23 protein-coding genes, 1 tRNA gene and 3 pseudogenes are annotated in these 18,720 nt (G+C 43.6%); 13 read left to right on the forward strand and 14 right to left on the reverse strand.

The window, feature by feature from the left end:
• Positions 1 to 453 precede the first annotated feature (453 nt).
• The gene (locus QOS03_RS07895) at positions 454 to 924 is read right to left on the reverse strand and encodes a TetR/AcrR family transcriptional regulator (RefSeq protein ID WP_283576010.1); all 471 of its coding nucleotides are present in this window, start codon (positions 922 to 924) and stop codon (positions 454 to 456) included.
• Between the two features lie 59 nt (positions 925 to 983).
• Here QOS03_RS07895 and QOS03_RS07900 point away from each other — a divergent pair.
• From QOS03_RS07900 to QOS03_RS07920, 5 genes and pseudogenes are all read left to right on the forward strand, one after another.
• Positions 984 to 1,706 (forward strand): annotated as a pseudogene (locus tag QOS03_RS07900) (ABC transporter ATP-binding protein).
• The gene (locus QOS03_RS07905; RefSeq protein WP_283576011.1) at positions 1,703 to 2,101 is read left to right on the forward strand and encodes a hypothetical protein; all 399 of its coding nucleotides are present in this window, start codon (positions 1,703 to 1,705) and stop codon (positions 2,099 to 2,101) included. The pseudogene QOS03_RS07900 and the gene QOS03_RS07905 overlap by 4 nt, the downstream one beginning before the upstream one ends.
• Positions 2,098 to 2,415 carry an ABC transporter permease gene (locus QOS03_RS07910; protein WP_283576012.1) on the forward strand — a complete coding sequence of 106 codons (318 nt, stop codon included), beginning with the start codon at positions 2,098 to 2,100 and terminating at the stop codon, positions 2,413 to 2,415. The genes QOS03_RS07905 and QOS03_RS07910 overlap by 4 nt, the downstream gene beginning before the upstream one ends.
• Before the next feature lie 16 nt (positions 2,416 to 2,431).
• Positions 2,432 to 2,782: an ABC transporter permease gene (locus tag QOS03_RS07915; protein WP_283576013.1), complete on the forward strand. Its 351-nt coding sequence runs from the start codon at positions 2,432 to 2,434 to the stop codon at positions 2,780 to 2,782.
• Positions 2,783 to 3,260: 478 nt separating this feature from the next.
• Positions 3,261 to 4,380 (forward strand): annotated as a pseudogene (locus QOS03_RS07920) (glycerol dehydrogenase).
• A 65-nt stretch (positions 4,381 to 4,445) separates the two neighbouring features.
• Here QOS03_RS07920 and QOS03_RS07925 read toward each other — a convergent pair.
• Both QOS03_RS07925 and QOS03_RS07930 read right to left on the reverse strand, forming a co-directional pair.
• Positions 4,446 to 5,309, reverse strand: coding sequence for a YitT family protein (locus QOS03_RS07925; RefSeq protein ID WP_283576014.1), 864 nt, complete (start codon positions 5,307 to 5,309; stop codon positions 4,446 to 4,448).
• Between the two features lie 120 nt (positions 5,310 to 5,429).
• Positions 5,430 to 6,921 (reverse strand): annotated as a pseudogene (locus QOS03_RS07930) (YfcC family protein).
• A 473-nt stretch (positions 6,922 to 7,394) separates the two neighbouring features.
• Between QOS03_RS07930 and QOS03_RS07935 the strand changes: the two are divergent.
• Entirely contained in the window at positions 7,395 to 7,943 is a 549-nt protein-coding gene (locus QOS03_RS07935) for an RNA 2'-phosphotransferase (RefSeq protein WP_283576015.1), read from the forward strand.
• 144 nt (positions 7,944 to 8,087) lie between these two features.
• On the opposite strand, the gene QOS03_RS07940 is transcribed toward QOS03_RS07935, so the two are convergent.
• On the reverse strand, positions 8,088 to 8,618 hold the full coding sequence (locus QOS03_RS07940) for a GNAT family N-acetyltransferase (protein ID WP_283576016.1): 531 nt from the start codon (positions 8,616 to 8,618) through the stop codon (positions 8,088 to 8,090).
• A gap of 153 nt (positions 8,619 to 8,771) precedes the next feature.
• Between QOS03_RS07940 and QOS03_RS07945 the strand changes: the two genes are divergently transcribed.
• The 3 genes from QOS03_RS07945 to QOS03_RS07955 are packed head-to-tail and all read left to right on the forward strand — an operon-like array spanning position 8,772 to position 9,758.
• Positions 8,772 to 9,185: a hypothetical protein gene (locus QOS03_RS07945; protein WP_283576017.1), complete on the forward strand. Its 414-nt coding sequence runs from the start codon at positions 8,772 to 8,774 to the stop codon at positions 9,183 to 9,185.
• A gap of 24 nt (positions 9,186 to 9,209) precedes the next feature.
• A complete protein-coding gene (locus QOS03_RS07950; RefSeq protein WP_283576018.1) occupies positions 9,210 to 9,482 on the forward strand; it encodes a hypothetical protein in 273 nt (90 codons plus the stop codon).
• Between the two features lie 9 nt (positions 9,483 to 9,491).
• On the forward strand, positions 9,492 to 9,758 hold the full coding sequence (locus QOS03_RS07955; RefSeq protein WP_283576019.1) for a hypothetical protein: 267 nt from the start codon (positions 9,492 to 9,494) through the stop codon (positions 9,756 to 9,758).
• Between the two features lie 157 nt (positions 9,759 to 9,915).
• On the opposite strand, the gene QOS03_RS07960 is transcribed toward QOS03_RS07955, so the two are convergent.
• Positions 9,916 to 10,080, reverse strand: coding sequence for a hypothetical protein (locus QOS03_RS07960; protein WP_283576020.1), 165 nt, complete (start codon positions 10,078 to 10,080; stop codon positions 9,916 to 9,918).
• A 69-nt stretch (positions 10,081 to 10,149) separates the two neighbouring features.
• Here QOS03_RS07960 and pdxR point away from each other — a divergent pair, with 69 nt between their 5' ends.
• Complete coding sequence (pdxR, locus tag QOS03_RS07965) at positions 10,150 to 11,574, forward strand: MocR-like pyridoxine biosynthesis transcription factor PdxR (protein WP_283576021.1); 1,425 nt, start codon at positions 10,150 to 10,152, stop codon at positions 11,572 to 11,574.
• A 225-nt stretch (positions 11,575 to 11,799) separates the two neighbouring features.
• Here the strand turns inward: pdxR and QOS03_RS07970 are convergent, their stop codons facing one another.
• Positions 11,800 to 12,579, reverse strand: a complete 780-nt coding sequence (locus QOS03_RS07970) for a dimethylarginine dimethylaminohydrolase family protein (RefSeq protein WP_283576022.1) — start codon at positions 12,577 to 12,579, stop codon at positions 11,800 to 11,802.
• A gap of 79 nt (positions 12,580 to 12,658) precedes the next feature.
• Entirely contained in the window at positions 12,659 to 13,093 is a 435-nt protein-coding gene (locus tag QOS03_RS07975) for a hypothetical protein (RefSeq protein ID WP_283576023.1), read from the reverse strand.
• A gap of 469 nt (positions 13,094 to 13,562) precedes the next feature.
• Between QOS03_RS07975 and QOS03_RS07980 the strand changes: the two genes are divergently transcribed.
• Positions 13,563 to 13,862 (forward strand): hypothetical protein, encoded by a 300-nt coding sequence (locus tag QOS03_RS07980; protein WP_283576024.1) that lies wholly within the window; start codon positions 13,563 to 13,565, stop codon positions 13,860 to 13,862.
• Between the two features lie 110 nt (positions 13,863 to 13,972).
• Entirely contained in the window at positions 13,973 to 14,365 is a 393-nt protein-coding gene (locus QOS03_RS07985) for an iron-sulfur cluster biosynthesis family protein (protein WP_283576025.1), read from the forward strand.
• A 447-nt stretch (positions 14,366 to 14,812) separates the two neighbouring features.
• Here the strand turns inward: QOS03_RS07985 and QOS03_RS07990 are convergent, their stop codons facing one another.
• The 7 genes from QOS03_RS07990 to QOS03_RS08010 form a co-directional block, all read right to left on the reverse strand.
• Positions 14,813 to 15,112 carry a helix-turn-helix domain-containing protein gene (locus QOS03_RS07990; protein WP_283576026.1) on the reverse strand — a complete coding sequence of 100 codons (300 nt, stop codon included), beginning with the start codon at positions 15,110 to 15,112 and terminating at the stop codon, positions 14,813 to 14,815.
• A gap of 178 nt (positions 15,113 to 15,290) precedes the next feature.
• On the reverse strand, positions 15,291 to 16,172 hold the full coding sequence (locus QOS03_RS07995) for a 3-hydroxyacyl-CoA dehydrogenase (RefSeq protein ID WP_272209241.1): 882 nt from the start codon (positions 16,170 to 16,172) through the stop codon (positions 15,291 to 15,293).
• A 316-nt stretch (positions 16,173 to 16,488) separates the two neighbouring features.
• A complete protein-coding gene (locus QOS03_RS09705; protein WP_366769672.1) occupies positions 16,489 to 16,929 on the reverse strand; it encodes a PAS domain-containing protein in 441 nt (146 codons plus the stop codon).
• Positions 16,930 to 17,004: 75 nt separating this feature from the next.
• The gene (locus tag QOS03_RS09710; protein ID WP_408612088.1) at positions 17,005 to 17,556 is read right to left on the reverse strand and encodes a hemerythrin domain-containing protein; all 552 of its coding nucleotides are present in this window, start codon (positions 17,554 to 17,556) and stop codon (positions 17,005 to 17,007) included.
• 18 nt (positions 17,557 to 17,574) lie between these two features.
• Positions 17,575 to 17,766 carry a DUF438 domain-containing protein gene (locus QOS03_RS09715; protein ID WP_408612089.1) on the reverse strand — a complete coding sequence of 64 codons (192 nt, stop codon included), beginning with the start codon at positions 17,764 to 17,766 and terminating at the stop codon, positions 17,575 to 17,577.
• Positions 17,759 to 17,995 carry a DUF1858 domain-containing protein gene (locus tag QOS03_RS08005; RefSeq protein ID WP_283576027.1) on the reverse strand — a complete coding sequence of 79 codons (237 nt, stop codon included), beginning with the start codon at positions 17,993 to 17,995 and terminating at the stop codon, positions 17,759 to 17,761. The genes QOS03_RS09715 and QOS03_RS08005 overlap by 8 nt, the downstream gene beginning before the upstream one ends.
• Before the next feature lie 34 nt (positions 17,996 to 18,029).
• The gene (locus tag QOS03_RS08010) at positions 18,030 to 18,314 is read right to left on the reverse strand and encodes a metal-sulfur cluster assembly factor (RefSeq protein ID WP_283576028.1); all 285 of its coding nucleotides are present in this window, start codon (positions 18,312 to 18,314) and stop codon (positions 18,030 to 18,032) included.
• Between the two features lie 200 nt (positions 18,315 to 18,514).
• On the opposite strand from QOS03_RS08010, the gene QOS03_RS08015 reads away from it, so the two are divergent.
• A tRNA-Asn gene (locus QOS03_RS08015) sits at positions 18,515 to 18,587 on the forward strand.
• The last annotated feature ends 133 nt before the right edge of the window (positions 18,588 to 18,720 follow it).

Below are 18,720 nucleotides of genomic sequence, written 5' to 3' on the forward strand. Positions count from 1 at the left end.
ACCCTGCACATTTGTGTTCGTCGAAACTGTATTCAGTTTTCAAAGGTCTACCAAGTTGCCGTTTCAAACAAGCAACTTTACTAGTTTAACAAGTTGTCAACTACCTGTCAAGAACTTTTTATTAACATTTCTTAGCAAGTCGGCGAAAAGTGATGAATCTCAAGCAATCAACAACTCATCGCCGCGACAACGATATATAACTATACAGGTCGTTTCTATTTTCGTCAATACTTTTTTAAAATTATTTCAAAAACACTTGGCTTTAAACACGATGCCTTCCCTTGCAACCAAACTGTCATTAGCCCGTGATCTTCAAAAATAGTTCCCTAAACTGCTCAATCTCATTTCGACTGGAAACCCGTCCCCGCAACTCCATAATAACAATAAACATCCCACTCAAAAGATCTAATACGAACGGCTGCGGAGTCGGAACCAAGCTAGTCTGTAGTTTTTTTAGACTTTGCTGCATTTTTTGCACAGACTCTGATTATTGACCTGCAGATTAAGCATTGTCAAAAACAGGTCGCGCTCTTCAGATATAATTTGACCAAACAAAGGCTGTTGATCTTTTTGACTGATCTTTAAAAAATCAACCAATGAAATCCGATCGTGGATACTTTGCCAGCGTTGCTCAATTAATTCTTCAAACATCCCTAGTGCCTTTTCAGTCAGCTGGTCAGCCAAATCATATTTGTCAGAATAGTAGCAATAAAAAGGCTGGCGATTAATCATAGCCTTTTGAGCAATCTGCGTAACGGTAATATTCTTGAAATCTTTTTGCTTGAGCAGTGCAATAAATGCATCCCGAATCATTTTGTCGGTGCGTTGACTTTGTAGATTTTTCATAGTTTCACCCAGGTAATAGACGGCGACACATTTACAACAGCTGTCGTTAACGTTGTCATCATGTAAATTATTGTGCATTGTTTTCATTTCTGATCCAATCAATAATTATCAAAAGAACTTAAGCAGGAGGCAACAACGTGAACGAACTATTAACCATCAGACATCTTAGGCATAGTTTCTCCCAGCAGCTGGACTTAAACGAAGCCTATCAGTTGTAAGTGGAAAGGTCACAGGGCTGATTGGTCCATCCGGGGCTGGCAAGACTACTTTAGTCAAGACGGCACTTGGCATGAAAAAAGCCGACCGCGGTACAGCCATGGTTTTAGATACCAAAATACCCAATCGAAAAATTCTGGGGCAAATCGGTTATATGGCCCAAAGCGATGCCCTTTATCAAGATTTAACCGCTCGTGAGAATCTAACCTTTTTTGGTCAGATAAAAGGCATCAGCAAAAAAACTGCCAGCGATCATTCAAAAAGTCGCTCAAATCGTCGATCTAACTGCTGATCTTGACAAGCAGGTTAAGAACTTCTCCGGCGGCATGAAACGACGCCTAACGCTAACGATCGCATTAATTGGCAACCCCAAACTGCTGATTTTAGACGAACCCACCGTCGGCATTGATTCCAAACTCAGTCGACAGATCTGGCAAGAACTCAGGCAGCGCCGTAATCTGGGCTGTGGCATTCTAGTTACCACCTACGTCATGAATGAGGCTGAGCTGACTGATGAAGTGGCACTATTGATGAATGGAACCATCATTGCCAACGACTCGCCAGCCGAACTCAAAAAACGATACCATGCCAAAAGCATTGAAGAGGTCTTTATCAAAGCAGAAAGCGAGGTTAAGGCAAAGTGAGAACAATCGCCATTACCAATCGGATCTTTAAGGAATTGCTGCGTGATCGCCGCACATTGGCACTATTGAGTTTTGGTCCTATTTTTATCATGTGGCTTTTAAGCATCATGTTTTCGACTAATCTATCTACAAATGTTAAAATCGGTACCTATCATGTTGACCCTGCTATTGTTAAAAATCTAAGAGATATCAAGCACGTAACGGTTAAACAGTATTCTAGCCAAGCTCAAGCTGATCAAGCGCTGCACAATTATCAAGTTGATTCAATCATTGTCAAACAAGATCGTCAATATGACGTTGCCCATGCCAATATTGACTCATCAAAGACTACGTTGGCTAAACTGCACTGCAGCTTCAACAGTCAAAGAACGTTCAAAAAACGATCCAAAAATTGACTGCCAATCTGCCCATGTCGGGTATAAATTCATCATCTGCTATTAGTACGCCTAAGATCCATACCACTTATCAATATGGCAATGCTGATACCAACTTTTTCAATAAGATCACGCCATTATTGATGGGATTTTTCATCTTTTTCTTTATCTTTTTGGTCTCGGGAATCGGACTCTTGCGCGAACGCAGCAGTGGCACGCTTGAACGACTATTGGCAACACCAGTCCGCCGTAGCGAGATTGTTGGCGGCTATATGCTGGGATATGGAGCCATGACAATCGTTCAAACCATCGTTATCGTTGCCACTACACTTTGACTTTTAAAGACTCAAGTTGTTGGTAGCCTGGCACTGGTTTTTTAATCAATCTTTTGCTGCCCTGGCAATCGGGATCTTTATCTCAACATTTGCCAATTCTGAATTTCAGATGATGCAGTTTATCCCAATCGTGGTAGTGCTGCAGATTTTCTTTTGTGGACTGGTATCATTAAACAGTCTGCCGCACTGGATCGTCCATTTTTCAAAAATTCTGCCATTGACCTATGCCAGCGATGCCTTAAGTGATGTTGTCTTAAAGGGCGCAGACTTGATTGACATCTTGCCAGATCTTTTAGGGCTGATCATATTTATTGTATTATTTACCGCCCTCAACGTTTGGGGACTCAAGCGCTATCACAAAACCTAAAAGCATCAATCTATATAAACAGTTTTGAGTCGCGTACCACCCCAGATTTTATTTTAAAAATAAGGCTTTAAAAACAGCAGTTTGGCATCTTGATCCATTGTTTTCCCCTCACCTTTTAAACGTTGCCCGCAAACGAAATCCATTCCCGCAAACTGACGGATTATCACTATTTTAGGCATTTGATAAAGCGCTTACTTAGCAGAGTCTATCACTTTTTGACAACTTGTAAAACGAACTTTGTCTATACCAATATCGTAACGAAGCATGACTCGTCGTTATCCTATTTTGCTCAATGATTTTGGAACAGCGCTATCATTAGCATTCAGCCATCTTTCAATTTAATAATCTACCTAGCGGCCTGGTTAAACCATTCAAACAGATTTTATAGGCAAATTTTTTAAAAACGTGAATTTTTGTAGCGCTTTCACGGTATAATTTATTTGTAATGATCGTTTGCATCGGAAGGGAGTCGATGATTATGAGTATCAATATGTTTGGCAGTCCCGCCTCCTACCTGCAGGGAAGCGACGTTTTGTTCAAGAGTGCCGAATATCTGGCACGACTGGGTAATCGGGTCCTGCTGCTAGCGGGGCCGACCTCACTTAAAATCGTAGGTAATGAATTGGGTGACTATTTGATCAACAACGATTTCACCGTGACCAAAGTTGAGTTCAACGGCGAGTCATCCGATACGGAAATCAAGCGCGTTACCAAAATTGGTCTGGATAATCACGTTGAGATGGTGATCGGCCTGGGAGGCGGCAAGACGATTGATGCTGCCAAGGCTATTGCCGACAATTTAAGTGCCAAGACCGTCATCATGCCGACGGTTGCCTCAACGGATGCCCCATGCTCACGGCTGTCCGTTATCTATTATCTATCAAGACAGCGGTGAATTTGATCATTATCGTTTTTACAATCAAAACCCCGATCTGGTAATGGTGGACACTAAGGTCATTGCTACCGCCCCTGCCAAATTACTAGCATGCGGCATGGCAGATGCGCTGGCCACCAACGTCGAAGCCCAGGCCGTTAAAAAGTCGCATGGTCTCAACATGTTGGGTGAACACCAAACACTGGTTGGCCTGGCAATTGCCCAGGAATGTGAAAATACACTGTTTAAGTTTGGCGACGAAGCCTACGCAGCAGCCATTACCCATACCGACACCAAGGCTTTTGATCGGATTATTGAAGCCAATACACTGATGAGCGGCGTTGGTTTTGAATCTGGCGGCTTGGCAGCAGCCCACGCTATCAACGATGCCTTGAGCGTGCTTGATGGCCCAGTCCATGACAAGCTGCATGGCGAAAAGGTTGCATTTGGTATTTTGGCGCAACTGATGCTGGAAGGGGCTGATACCGAGCGCTTTGAAAAACACTTTGCGTTCTTAAAGAAAATGCATCTGCCAACCAATTTTGTCGAATTAGGCATTGAGGATCCTAGTGATGAAAATCTATTAAAAGTCGGCCAGGCTGCCTGTGCGCCAAACGATACCATGAACCGCATGCCGTTTGAAGTTGTACCGCAAGATGTCGTCAATGCTATGCGTGGCGTTGATGCCTATAGCGTAGCACGTCTCAGTATCAAGCCACACTAAAATTAAAGTCAAAAAAACGTCAAGTCGCAATCGACTTGGCGTTTTTGAGTTACTTAATGAGTTGCTTAAAATGAATAATGCTGGTAGTTGCCGAATTCAACATCGGCCCGCGAGATGCTGATAAAGCTGTCTGGGTCAACGCTATGCACCATTTTACGCAGTTCGTTGAGTTGTGCCTTAGGCGTACATACCAAGATAATATCGGTTGGTTCATTGGTATAGACCCCCGTCCCATGTAACAGCGTAGCCCCATGCACGAAATTACGCAGCTGGTTGGAAACGGCAGCTGGTTTTTTGGTGTAGATCGTTACCGAAACGTCCTCTTGCAGCACAAAAGTATGATCCATCATCAAACTGGTCACCAGCATCCCAATCAGACTATAGACAATCCGGCTGGGCCCAAAGCATAATACGGTAACCACCAGGATTGCACCATTGATCAGGTTGTTGAGCATCCCAACCTTTTTATGCAGCTTCTTTTGACAATAGGTTACAACGATGTCCGAACCACCCGTTGTAAAGCCTTGATTAAAACACAGTCCAATCCCGATTCCCAAAATTGCGGCACCAATAATCGTGTTGGTCAGCGGATCGTTTACCAAGGTGATTGATGGAATAAACTTTAGGAATATAACATTGAAACCAACTGCCAGCATGGAAAACAGAATATAGCTGAAGCCAAACTCATACCATGCAAAGACAAACAGCGGCACGTTTAAGACCGCAACCAAAAGGCTCATGCTGACATGTACGCCGCCTTGCAAAAACAAAGCCTGCAGCAGCTGCGAGACCCCTAACAGACCCGCGGAATATGAGTTGGCATGTGACAAGAACATGTTGATGGCCATTGCTGAAAGCACTCCATAGCAAAGGGCCACGCCAATTTTGATCAAGACTTTCTGATCACGTTTTTTAGCGTTGCTGCTCATAAAATCCTCCCCTAGTTTTGATTTATGTCAATATCGTTATTTTAACTTTTTTTAGACCAATTTTATATATCCACACAAAAAAAGCCCGACGAAATTGTCAGGCTTTTTTACTATTAGCTGCTAACCGGCAATCAGCACTTCGGTTACCAGCAGTGCACCACCAAAGACCAACACGAAGGCCACGACTGGCCAGACGAACCGCAGCCAGTGTGAATACTTCATGTCCAGCATATGCAGCGTTGCCATAACCAAACCGGTTGGTGCCAGGAACAGCATTGCGTATTGACCAAACTGGTAGGCCGTTACGACAATGTAGCGTGGAATGTGCACCGTGTCGGCCAATGGTGCCATGATTGGCATTGCCAATACAGCCAGACCAGATGACGATGGCACGATAAAACCAAGGACAAAGAAGATCAGCATCATCATGAGAATGAAGAAGACCCCATTCATGTGTGATACCAGTTCTGAGGAAACATACAGAATCGTATCTGAGATATAGCCGTTGTTTAAGACCAGGTTAATCCCACGGGCCAGACCGATGATCAAAGATACACCGACCAAACCAGACGAACCTTTGACAAAAGCATCGACAACTCCGGTTTCGCCCAGACCATCCTTACCAAAGCAGTTGATAAACATCAAAGTGATCGCAATGGCAAGGAATGATGAAGCCATCTGGGGGAAGCCCCAGCCCTTAGCCATAACGCCCCAGATCATAATTGGAAAGGCGCAGGCAAACAGCGTCAGTGAAAGCTTTTTCTTAAAGGTAAAGGTCAGGTCCTTTTCTTCATCAGAAACCACTGACCACATGTTGTCAAACTTTTCCTTGTCTTCATAAGAATAGGAAAATTCCGGATTAGCCTTGACCTTGCTGGAGTACCAGTAAAGATAGCCAACCAAGCAGATGGTGGCAACAGCCAGGCCAATCACCCGTCCGGTCAGACCTTGCGTAAATGTCGTTCCGGCAGCGTTGGATGCAATTACGACTGAGAATGGATTAATCGTCGAGAACGTCGTACCAACCGAACTGGCCAAGAAGATGGCACCGACACAGACAATCGAGTCATACCCCATAGCAATGAAGATCGGTACCAGGATTGGATAGAACGCCACGGCTTCTTCTTCAATTCCGCACAGCGTACCACCTAATACCAGCAGAACGGAAACCAGAAATACCAAGACGAATTCATGGCCCTTGGTTTTCTTGGTTAAGGCCATCAGCCCCGATTCAAAGGCCCCGCTTTCCTTAACAACCCCAATCAGACCACCCAGAACGAAAATAAAAATCATAATATCAGTTGCCTGCATCGTACCTTCAACCATGCGTGTAAAGCTTAGCTGGGTGCTGTTTAAGTCGTTTGTAGGCATTTGGAATCGAGACCGGCTTGCTGATAGCGCCGGACGTAAACTGCTTAATGTCGATCTTGACATGCAGCTTATCCAGTGTAGCCTGCGTGGCTGGCAGGTTCTTTTTTTGTCCTAGTGAAGTGGTTTCTTGAAGATGTCCTCCAGTATACTGCAGTTTAGAATAGCTGCCGGCTGGAACGCACCATGTGAGCATTACTGAGATTACTGTTAAGAAAAACAGAATCGTAAATGCTCCCGGCATCTTCTACATAAATTTTATCAAGCAGCTCGATTTGACAGTTTTTCTGGCTTAATTGATCACTGTCGCCTCTTAAAAACCCCATCACGCTCCTTTGTAAACGATTTCAATAAACATCTTGAGCATACCATTGCCTTTCGCAAAGCTTCAAACTTCATCGAATAAATTCAGTAAATAAATCGATCTGCTTTTTCAAACGATTTAAATCCGATAATTCCGTTGCGACAAGTATTTTATTGATTCATTCAACTTCATAAAAACTCATAATTTTGATAATAAAAAATGGCCAACGCCTAGTCAGCCAGTAATATTTGCATTAGCAAAAACATCGATTCTTGCTTGTAATGTTTCATTCTGATATTTTTTCTAATCATTTTATCATAGTGTGTGAATTGATTAATGGAAACTATCAGCTTATCTGACTATAATCAATGCCCTATGCTTATTATTAGAATTCCAGTAAAGAAGGTCTTTTCATGCAGCGATCTATCTATCTTTCCAAAAAGATTTCTTATGCGCTCAGACACAATCCTCAAAAATACGGCCTGCACCTTGATGAATATGGCTATACCAAAATCAGCGATCTTTTGCAGGCGTTGAATCATATTCATCATCTCAATCCGCCGGCTACCATCGCCGATCTTGAAAACATTATTCAAAATAGCGACAAGGAGCGTTTTAAAATTAAAGGCGATCTGATCTGTGCGCTGTATGGTCACTCACTGCCTGGCATCATTCAGCATCCGGCAGCGACACCGCCTGATATTTTATACCATGGTACGGCCAGACGTTTTTTGGACAGTATCAATCAAACCGGACTACTGCCAATGGGCCACCAATACGTGCATCTTTCAGCCACTATCCCCATGGCGAGACAGGTTGGTCAGCGCCACGATCAGTTTCCGGCCATCTTAAAAGTCGATGCCGCCCGTGCCAACCAAGACGGGATCAACTTTTACATTGGCAATGATCAGGTTTGGCTTTGCGATGAACTGCCCAGCCAGTATCTGACCCGCATCGAATAGAAAATAATAAAAGAGGTTGGGAAAAACTAATTTTTCTGAAAAAATAAAACAACTTTAATAATAGGAATGGCCGAGGATCAACGTCTTAAGTAACGTAATCTTCAGCCATTTTTCTATTTTGAGACTTTATTTCCAGCCTCTTGTTTATTCATCCAGTTGCAGCGCATACCAGTAATCGGTCTGGCGATCCTGACCTATTACAAACGTATGTGAACCAGCCTTTTTAAAGCCATAACGCTCATAAAAATGCCTTGCCCGATCGTTATGCTCCCAGACACCCAACCAAACTGTCTTAACCCTCGATTTTTTGGCCTCATCTAATGCCTTGTCCATCAAATAGCTGCCTAGATGCTGATTCCAGTATTCAGGCAGCAGATAGATGCGCTGCAGCTGCATAGCATTTTCAAAAACCTGATCCGTCTGTGCCATCCGCCAATTTAGTTTTAAGTAGCCAACCGGCGTGTCGTTAAGTTTTAAAAAATAAGTGCGGCTATCCGGATCATTGAGCTCTCTAATCAGTACTGGCAGCGCGTATGTTTCATCCGTATATGTCTTGACGGCTTGCGGTTCATGGTACGGACCAAACATTGCGGTAAATGATTTGGTAGCAATCTCTTGCAGCGTAACAATGTCTTGTTGTTTTGATGCGGTAACTGGTATGATTTCAACCTTCATAGCTTGATACCTTTCCGTTTATAATCACATATGTTTATTGTAAGCGGTTTCTGTATTTTTGATAATCACTTATTGATATCTGTCCCATTAACTTGTCTTGGTCGAATCGTCAAGCTACAATAAAAGCAAATTCAGTCAGAATGAGGGGTAAAAATGATTAATCCATTTAATCCGGGATTTGGCAATATCTCACCCAGTTGCATCAAACGTCCCGTACTGCAGCAAAAATTGCTTGATCAGGCCGATCAGCTGCATGGGGCCTTTTTGCCAGTTTTTGTTGACGGGCCACGGGGATGCGGCAAAACCGTCTTTTTAAACGATCTGGGGGATGCCATGTTGGATCGTAACGATTGGATCACAATTGATCTGGAATTAGGTGATGATTTCTTCAGTACACTGGTGGGTGCAATCTATTATCAAGCCAGTGCCACAGTTAGCGAGAAATTAGACAGTCTCAGCTACGACACGCCCAGTGAGATGTTTGCCAAATACGTTGAGACGCCAAGCATCAGCAGCAACTTTTCATCACGGTTGACGAGGCCAATCATCCTACTGATGCTTTGCTAAAGCTTCTGCAGCTGTGCCAGCCGTATGCCACAGTTTTTGGGCGATGAAAACTTTTCATCACTGGTTCAAAACAGTCAGCGTCTAACCTTGCCCTTGCTTGATCTTGATACGGTCGCTAAAAGCTATCAGCAAATTTTTACCAAAGGACACCGCATCATTGAATCGCAAGTCTTAAAAATAATGGCCCAGGCAACCGGTGGCTATGCTTATGCCTTTCAGATCCTGGACTCACTGGTATGGGAAAGCAATACCCAAAAAATCGATCAGACCTCTTTAAGTCAATTGCTGCCAGCCTAACAAAATCAGTTGTTTAACGATGCCTACCTACCGATCGTTAATGAACTGACGATGGGTGATCGCGAAGTCATCGAGATCATGGCCCACGAGATGGATGAGACCATCGATGAACGCTTCTTAAAAGAACAAATCAACGATACCAGCACGGCAGCTCCGATCTGTCTGCAGCATTTGATCGAAAGCCAGATCGTTAATTATCCTAAACCTGGTAAGGTTGCTTTTGCCTTGCCATATTTTCGTAAGTTTGCCATCAAAAATGAGAACAAGATTGCCTAATTTTTTAAGTGGCTAGAAATCAACTCAACCTTTTAACTACTTTTAGATCACAATACCCCTGTGCAGCAGCTAGGTGGTAGTTCAAACGGTAAAAATCGGTAGCCAGCTAATTTTCGCCGTTTTTTCTTACTCTCTTTTAACAGTTAGCTTTCACTGGTCAAGAACCGTCCCAAGAAAAATCATGTTGTTGAAACCAGTCAACCCAGCGACCGGTAAACAGCACGGACAGAATCGTTCCTTCTCGCACGCCTTTTAGATCATGCGTAAAAATCAACGAGATCAAGACCGCCAAAACCACGCCCTCACCTGGCATAACAATCATCTGCGAATCATATCTGCATTTACCCAGTAAAATACCTTCAATAAGAATTAAAGCAAGGGGGAATTCACATTGCCCACCACTGCCATCGACAGTATTAAACTGAATCGTCATGCCAAAGAGCCGCTTTATGCCCAGCTTTACGCGACCTTGCGCAGTCAGATCATTAATGGTCAATTGGCTCCCAATCGCCGGCTCCCAGCCGTCCGCGTTTTGGCCAAGACACTGAGCATCAATCCAGGAACGGTCGTCAGCGCCTATCGTGAACTGGAAAAAAATGGCTATATCATCAGCCGCCGCGGATCAGGTAGCTTTGTGCAAGAAGGCATGGCCAATTCACTGCCGGATCAATCTGCCATCCCGCGTTTGCCGCATCTGGATGCTGAAAATGCACAAGGTTTGGATCAGTCGGTCATTGATTTTGCCAGCTATTCGCTAAATCCCGATCGTTTTTCCACGACGGCTTTTAAGCAGGCAGTCAACCATATTTTGGATCGTGACGGTGGGCATGCCTTTTTGATTGAAGATGAAATGGGCTACTATCCCTTGCGCGAGTCAATCGCTGCCGAATTGGCTCAGCGCTGGATTCAGACCGCACCACAAAACATTCAAATCACTTCTGGTTCGCAGCAGGCCATCGATATTTGTGCACGGGCACTGATCAGGCAAGGCGACTGCGTAATGGTCCAAAATCCAACCTACCCCGGGGCCGTTGACGCGTTTAAAGCGTGCGGTGCCAAGGTGATTGGACTCAACTTTGATCATGGCACAATGATTGATGAACTGGAAAAAACGCTCCGCATCATTCAGCCCAAGATTCTTTATTTAATGCCCAATCTGCAAAATCCAACCACCTATTCGCTAAGCAGACGCGAAAAAACCCGCATTTTAGGGTTGGCACATTACTATGACTTTTGGATCATTGAAGATGACTATGGCTCTGGTTTGGCATACGACAGCAATATGCTGCATGCCATGAAAGAAAATGACCCCGATGACCGCATCATTTACGTACGCAGTCTTTCACAGATCTTTGCTTCGGGAATGCGACTGGGCTATCTGGTATCACCAACGCGCCTGATCGAAAACTTTGCCGGTGTCAAGCGAATTGCCGATATCTCAACGTCAGGTCTTTCGCAGCGCATCTTTGACTATTATTTAAGAAATCGACTATGGCGCAAGCATCTTGAAAGCCTAAAACTGGCCTATCATCATCAATATCAACTGGCTGACCGCTTACTGAGCAAATCGTTTGGTGATCAGCTGTCCTGGCAGAAAAGCGAAGGGGCCGTGTGGTTTTGGCTCAAACTCAATCTGCCCATGTCAGCCGCTGAATTTTGTACGGCCGCCCGCCGAGTTGGCGTCTTGGTAGAAAACGGCGATCGTTATTATATTCATGCAGCTCCACACGATCATCTTCGTCTGTCATTGGCCCCGGTTAAAGAAAGCGACATCCCCACGGGTATCAAGCGATTGGCAGAAATTTTACCCCAATAGTCAATTAAGCCAAACTAAGATCGAAGTCTTTTCAATAAAAGATTGATCGTATTCATTAACAGTCGTAAAATAATCAGTGTTAAATTTATTTGGTATTTCAACTTTAAAAGGATCCTGCCACGGCGCAATCGTGACATTCCAAAACGAAGGTGGGATACCTTTTTAATATAAAAGAGAAAGCACGCCGTCAAGTCTTAGCTTGATGGCGTGCCTTTTAGTTTATGATTAACGGAAGCGCAGCGATAGACAGGTCAGACCACCATCAATCTTGGCAAACTCTGACATATCGGTTTCATATACGTTAAAGCCATTTTCAGCCAGCAGCTGATGAACGCCGGGGAATCCAGCGGGCATAATCACGCCATTGCCGGTATTGATGCAGTTAACGGCATAATCCTCACCGGCTGGTACCTTGAGCTGATCAAAGTCCTTGAAGTATGGACTGTCGATGTATTCACCAGAAACCAAGAGCTTATTGTTACCCATGTAAGTCGTACCCGTCTTTAAATGCAGTACTTTTTCAACAGGGACTGCCTTGACGGTCTTACCAAACATTTCAGCAATCTTGGCAAACTGATCAATTCCAGCTTGATTGGTCCGTGCCGAAAGCCCTACATAAATCAGATTATCATCAACCGGCATCACATCCCCACCTTCCAGGGTTCCCGGTGCCTTAATTTCAAAAATCTGGTCTGGTTCAAAGAATTGGTCAAGTGCTGGTCGAATAAATTCTCGCTCGGCTTGTCGCGTACTGCGCGCTGGATTGGTAACGACCGCAAAATCATCAAAGACAACGGCTGGATCCTCAACAAAACAAGAGTCAGGGAACTGTTCTAACGGCTCTAAAACCGTAACCGCAATACCGAGTTTTTTGAGCAGCTCAACATAGGCATGGTGCTCAGCCAGGGCTTTTTCATAGCTTGGCTTACCAGCGTCAGCATAGTCATCGATCCCGTCAACGACCGACTTGCCAGGCGTTCTAACAATTGCCTTATCAAATAGCATGATCATTCCTTCTTTCAAAATGCAATGCGTTCGATAAGCCAAGTATAGACTTTTGTATAACCGCTTTCAAGATTGCCTTTTATTTGATCTTATGCGGTATCGATAAGCCGTAATATTGTTGAAGCACCAAATGATCGGCGTACTTGATTTTTTGACGTTTAATTAGATTTGCAGCGTGCTGATACGAACATCCTAAGAGTTGTGCCGTTTCAATCAAGGCATCCAAATCATCACTGCCCAGCTCAATATAGGCAAGCGGTACTCTTTCCAGCTGGTATTGGTTTAAATTTGTACCATTAGCCTGCGCCATCGCCTCGGCAATTCGATTGACCTTTTTGAGCAGATGTTGTCCAACTTCTTTACTGACCACCAACGCTTGTTTTTGATCGACTGTCCGCAAAATCCGGTCGTCAATGGTCAGATAACGATGTGTAGCCGGATTTATTAGTCTAACTAGACGTTCATTCACAATATCCCTCTTTACAGCCACTTGCTGAACAATCTCCACTCCCACTCATTGCCCAGCATAATGACAAGTTTTCCAGAAAATATCATAATCAAACGCGCAACGCAAACCCTACTCACAATTCATAGCTCCCTCCGCCGATTTGGATCCGCCTTCAAGTTTGGGCATAATGATCGATTCTAATTATTTAGTTAAAGACTCTTCATTTTATTATCAATCATAACAATATCCTATTATCTCGCTAATTAGTCAACCTATGATTTTTTCTTCAGACGTGAATATTTTTCCCAGCGGCAGCTGTCTATTTACCTAGCAGGATAATCAGCGATGATTGTTGATTTGGACAATCTCCATTATTAATTTTGTTTTAATTAACAATTTAAAACAATTGGCACCTGTTGGAATCTGGCTTCACATTTCCTTCATATTTGTGATTTGACCGGCTTTCTGCTAAGATAATCAACAAATTTTAAATGAAAGGCACCATGCTCCAGCGTGGCTTACATCCAATCTTTAAATGAAGTCAGCATCTACGATTATTTTGTCTTATGGACTCTGCATCGCGACTCTGCTTTTAGCCAGCGGCATTATCTTTTTTGTGCGCCGGCAGCTGCCTGCCCGCAGCCTGCAGCGCTGTCAGAAGCTCGTCAACCATGAACGAGCCCTGTTTACTATGGGCTTTGTGGCTTTTGCCGCCAGCTTGGGGCTGTTTTTTATCAACTGTACCTGTGCCTTGTTGGCCAATGTCTTTTCAGAAGGCTTTATGATTTTGGCATTAATGATGACAATTATGATTACGATTCGCAGTTCTTTTTAAGCCAATTCCCGTCTCTAATCTTGAAACGGGGAATTTTTATTGAGCATTTTAATTTACACTTACTAAAAATAAGTATAAGCTAGTAAAAAATTGAATGAGAGGTATTCATCATGCAACTTACATTTTCCCCCCAAGCTCAGCAACGGCTGCAAAAATACATCAAACCAACCTCAAAATTGATTCTGGACTTCGATGATGGCGTTGGTCCATTTTCAAAACTGGGCAACTGCTCTTTGGATGCCAACTTCAAATTGATTTTAGTTAATCAAGACGTTGACCTGCCTGATTTTAATGCCTCTCTGACCTCCAATCTGGGGACGGTTTGGTACAAAGACTACACTGAACCACAATTGGATGCCAACATGGAGGTCCGCTTCAATCAAACGTACTTTACGATGCCGATGGTTAGTGAACAACGTATAATGACGGACAACCTAGAACTTCTGGATCTGCAAGAAGGCTTCAGTACGACATCAGCAGCCAGCAAAACGCACGACTGCTAGACTACACGATCCGATTAGTATTAAACACCAAGTGACGAAAACCGGTATAGAATTCTAAAATCGAAAAATGAGAGTGAGAAAAAACGCCGAAATCGGTACAAGACGATTTCGGCGTTTTTCTTCGAACCTCCGCAAGGATGGCTAGGTTGGTCAAACGTTGATTTATCAGCGTTTGAATTGCCAGCCAGCTACTGCGCTGAAGTATAATTATCTGTAAGGTAGTTAAGAGATTGAGTTTATTCCCAGCCTCATTTTCTTTATTTAAGGTTATTTTATTTTTGACTTCGATACTCAGAAACGATCTGGTCTGGCCCGACCTGTCCATAGCGAAAAAGCTCTTAAAAATGAGTTCAGCTCTTGATAGCCTAACAAAAACGCAATTTCACCAGCGGTCATATCAGTATTCTTCAAATAATGAACGGCTAGACTTTCCCGGGTACTGTTGAGCTACTTTTGAAAGGTCGTTTTTTCTTCCTTGAGCTTGCGCTGCAGTATCCGCTTGGAAATCCCCAACTCATGAGCAACATCATCAATCGTGGTCTCACCGCTTGGCAAAAGCTCTGCCAGTGCACTGCGGACGCGCGCTGAGATTGAATCGTCAATTTCAAGATCAGCCAGACGCTTGGTTAATTCTGGTTCAAAATAGTTCCACATGCCTGCATTAAAGCTGACAAATAGCTGCTGGCAGTTCGGCCCACCGCAAAACAGCATGTGGATCCAAGCCATAGTAGCGCGACAGATCTTCATAGCGGCCATCGATTATAAAATGGTTCGTTGTCTTGCCACCTTTATGTTTGATTGTAGATCCATCATAAGCGATCATTCCCTAAAGATAAATATCCAATCATGCCATTTAAATATCAATTTGTGCCACTAAATCAAATCAAAAACAGATCACCATTTCAGTGATCTGCCTTTTAAATTGCTATTCTTTTAAGAAGTTGGGATCTTCATAGGCAGGGTGCGGATACGTATAGAACCCTTCACCGGCCTCAACGCCATAATGACCAGCATCGATCATCGCTTTGAGCTTATCGGCAATTGCTTTTTGCGCTGGCGTGTCGGCATGCGAACTGAAGATGGCCCAAACCGTCCGCAGACCGATCACGTCCATTGACATGAATGGTCCCATTGGCGAACCGGTTGAATTCATCCAGTCCTTGTCAATTGTAATTGGGTCAGCCACGCCCTTGCCCCAGAGTCCCAGAGCTGCATTTAAGAACGGTACCGACAATGCATTCATGATGTAGCCATGCTGCTCTTTTTTCAAGACAATTGGCAGCATCTTGATTCCCTTGGCAAAGGCCACAACCTCATCAATAATGGCTGGATCGGTCTTTTCATTGCCCACAATCTCGGCAGTGTTAAAGACCCAGATATGGTTGGCAAAATGCAGGTGCAGGAATTTTTCGGGACGATCAACCAATTTAACCAGCTGACTTGGCACGTAGGTCGATGAGTTGCTGGCAATAATGGCATCCTTAGGCAGGACCTGGCATAGCTGGGCATAAAAGTCCTTTTTCATATCCAGATTTTCTGGTACGGCTTCGATTACCAGATCGGCATCGTTAAAGGCAGTCTGCCAATCGTTGGTAATTGACTCGATATTTTTCAGTCCAGCATCAAACTGTTCATCAGTCAGCTTCAAATCATGCTTGTACAATGGGCGTAAAGCCGCGATTCGTTTTTCAGCCCGTTCTGGATGTGGATTCCAGATCTTAACCTGATAGCCGCACAGCGCACTTTGGTAGGCAATTTGGCTGCCCAGCGTTCCGGCACCGGCAATCGTTACTTTTTGAATCGTCATGCTAATAACCTCACCTTCTATTAGACAACAACTGCTAAACATAAATTTTAGGATTGTCTTTATTATAGCTCAGTTTGTGAAATTAAAAAAGTATTCTGATTCATTTTCACTTGCTAACCGATTATCAATTTAATGTTTTGTTTATTCATATTCACAAACGCAACTTTGTGAAACGATTAATAAATGTCTGATACTCATTGCCAACATCTGAAATTTGCCGTCGCTATCCTTAGCGTCGTTTTTCACAAGTCAGTCCCCGTAGATACGTGGCATCCTGTCCTACTTCCAGATATCCTAAATAGGTTCCATCATCCCGTCAGACAGCGATATATTCAATATGAATGAATTTTTCGCCATGCAGATTAAACCAGTATTCTTCACGATCGCTGGTTCCTTCATGAAAACTGGTCAAAATCCGCTTGACCTTAGTCAATGCCTTGGGGGGATGGCAGTTGTACACTGAACGGCCGATCACGCTTTTGGCCCGGAGAAAGAGGCGGTCCGGAATGTCTGAATACCAGCGCACCTTATCTTCTCTGTCGACAAACGTCAGATCAACCGGCAGCAGTCTAAAAATCTCAAATAACTCTTCAGGACTCAGGCGACCAGTTTTTAGGTCAATTCTGGCATTCTCATTAACCGACTGAACGATTTGATCATCAGCAGCGGCTTGGTTATTTGGATCAGTATCATCTTCATAATTGGTATTATTTGTATGATTGACCTGGGAATCAACGGCCGCCAAACTCTGTGCCATTTGATTAAGTTGCTGAGCCAAGGCTGAGTTTTGCGGTTGTTCAGCGCATTTCGCCTATTCTTCAGCAGTCGGTTGTCAATTAATTGGATTTGAGATTAATGTATAGCCAATTGCATCCTCATCGACCCTAACGGCTTGCCAGTCCTTTGGTGTAGCCACTTCAGCCAGCATTGGAATCATGATGTCTTCTTCTTTGACAATCATCGCTAAAACGCCCTGGGCTGCCTTTTCAACTGCTGCTTCTATCTCATATTTGTCAGGCAATGGCCGCTTTAAAACCAACTGATAGGCATGATTGATAGCTTGGCAAATCTCATTGTCAAAACCCCACATAACTTTAGGCGGAGCAGTAATCCCATACTTGTCCATCAATGGAAAGATTGTATTTTCTTTGCGTGCATAATGACAATCAATGGTTCTCAAATCACGTAACGCGGTCGTCATGCGCTGAAGGTACTCATTGTTCTTACCGTCTTGTTGCCATTTTTTCAGGCACGGCAGCAGTTCATCGTTAATCAGTGACTGAATGATCTTGTTTTCCAGTTTTAACGTATGAACAGGATGGCCCGGTTTTTCAAAGGCCGGCGTAGTTTTGGTTGGTGCAATGGCATCTTGAAACAATGCCACGTGAACGTCGCATAGCCGCTAAATTTCTTGTGGTGGTAGACCATTTGCAATCAGCTGTCGTTCCGCTGACGTAATCTCTTCCACATCAACGTTATCAAAGGCTTTATCAAACATCTGCTTGGCCTGATCAAAATCACCGCCGTCGCTTAAAAGGTTCAAAATCTCGACTAATTGCTTTTGACGCTGAATGGCTAGCTTATTTTCAGTCATTATTGATCACCTCATATCCATAGGCCTTGAAAACATTGATTACGTGCTGTTTTTCAATGTTCATTGCCAAACATCCCCGATTGATCGTAACGAAACGGCTAACCGTCTCCAGCATCCCGGGAATTTTAATCTTATCAAAGCCGGCCTCGACCATGATGCTCACAAATTCCTTGTCTTGTTTGGCCAGCTGCTGTACTGGTACGTTAAAATCAACCGTCTTTTCGTTCATGAAACGATCCTCCAATTCCCAGCTTTGCTCTTGCCTAATCTGACATTCTGGCGATCGTCCAGACTGGATACCAAACCAATTGAACGCGCGCATGACTCACGCCTTCGACCTGGCTGGCGGTTTTTTCAATGTTATTTTGCAAAAAGCTACTTAATGGACATCTTGGCGTCGTCGGACTCACTTTGATCAAACATTCACCGGCTGCATCTACCTCAACTTCATAGATCAACCCCAAATCAACGATCCCTACATCGAGTTCGGGGTCAATAATTTTGGCCAGGGCCTCCCAAACCCTTTTTTCAACTGCAGAAATCGCCATTGAATCACTTCCCTTATTATAATCAGTTTATTTTAACATGATCCCAATCACTTCCATACCAACCAATTAGTAGGCACGTCCTGGATGCCATTGCAACGCGGTTAATTAGTCTTTTAAAAATTTTTTGACTTTTTTCTGTTTTTTACTGGCATTTTCTAAATTATGTGTTAGTATAATTAAGTACTTATTTGTTAAGTCATTCCGGCATAGCTCAGTTGGTAGAGCACCTGACTGTTAATCAGGTTGTCGTCAGTTCGAGTCTGACTGCCGGAGTATTTAAAACAGCGATGTCGTTTTGACATCGCTGTTTTTTTTGACCATCTCAAGGATTGAGAGTGTCAATAATTTTGTGTACTTTTGAAAATCCTTCTCTGTATGAAATGCTTACTTAAATAAACATGGAATC

The organism is Limosilactobacillus pulli (assembly GCF_947381555.1).
Taxonomy (GTDB): domain Bacteria; phylum Bacillota; class Bacilli; order Lactobacillales; family Lactobacillaceae; genus Limosilactobacillus; species Limosilactobacillus pulli.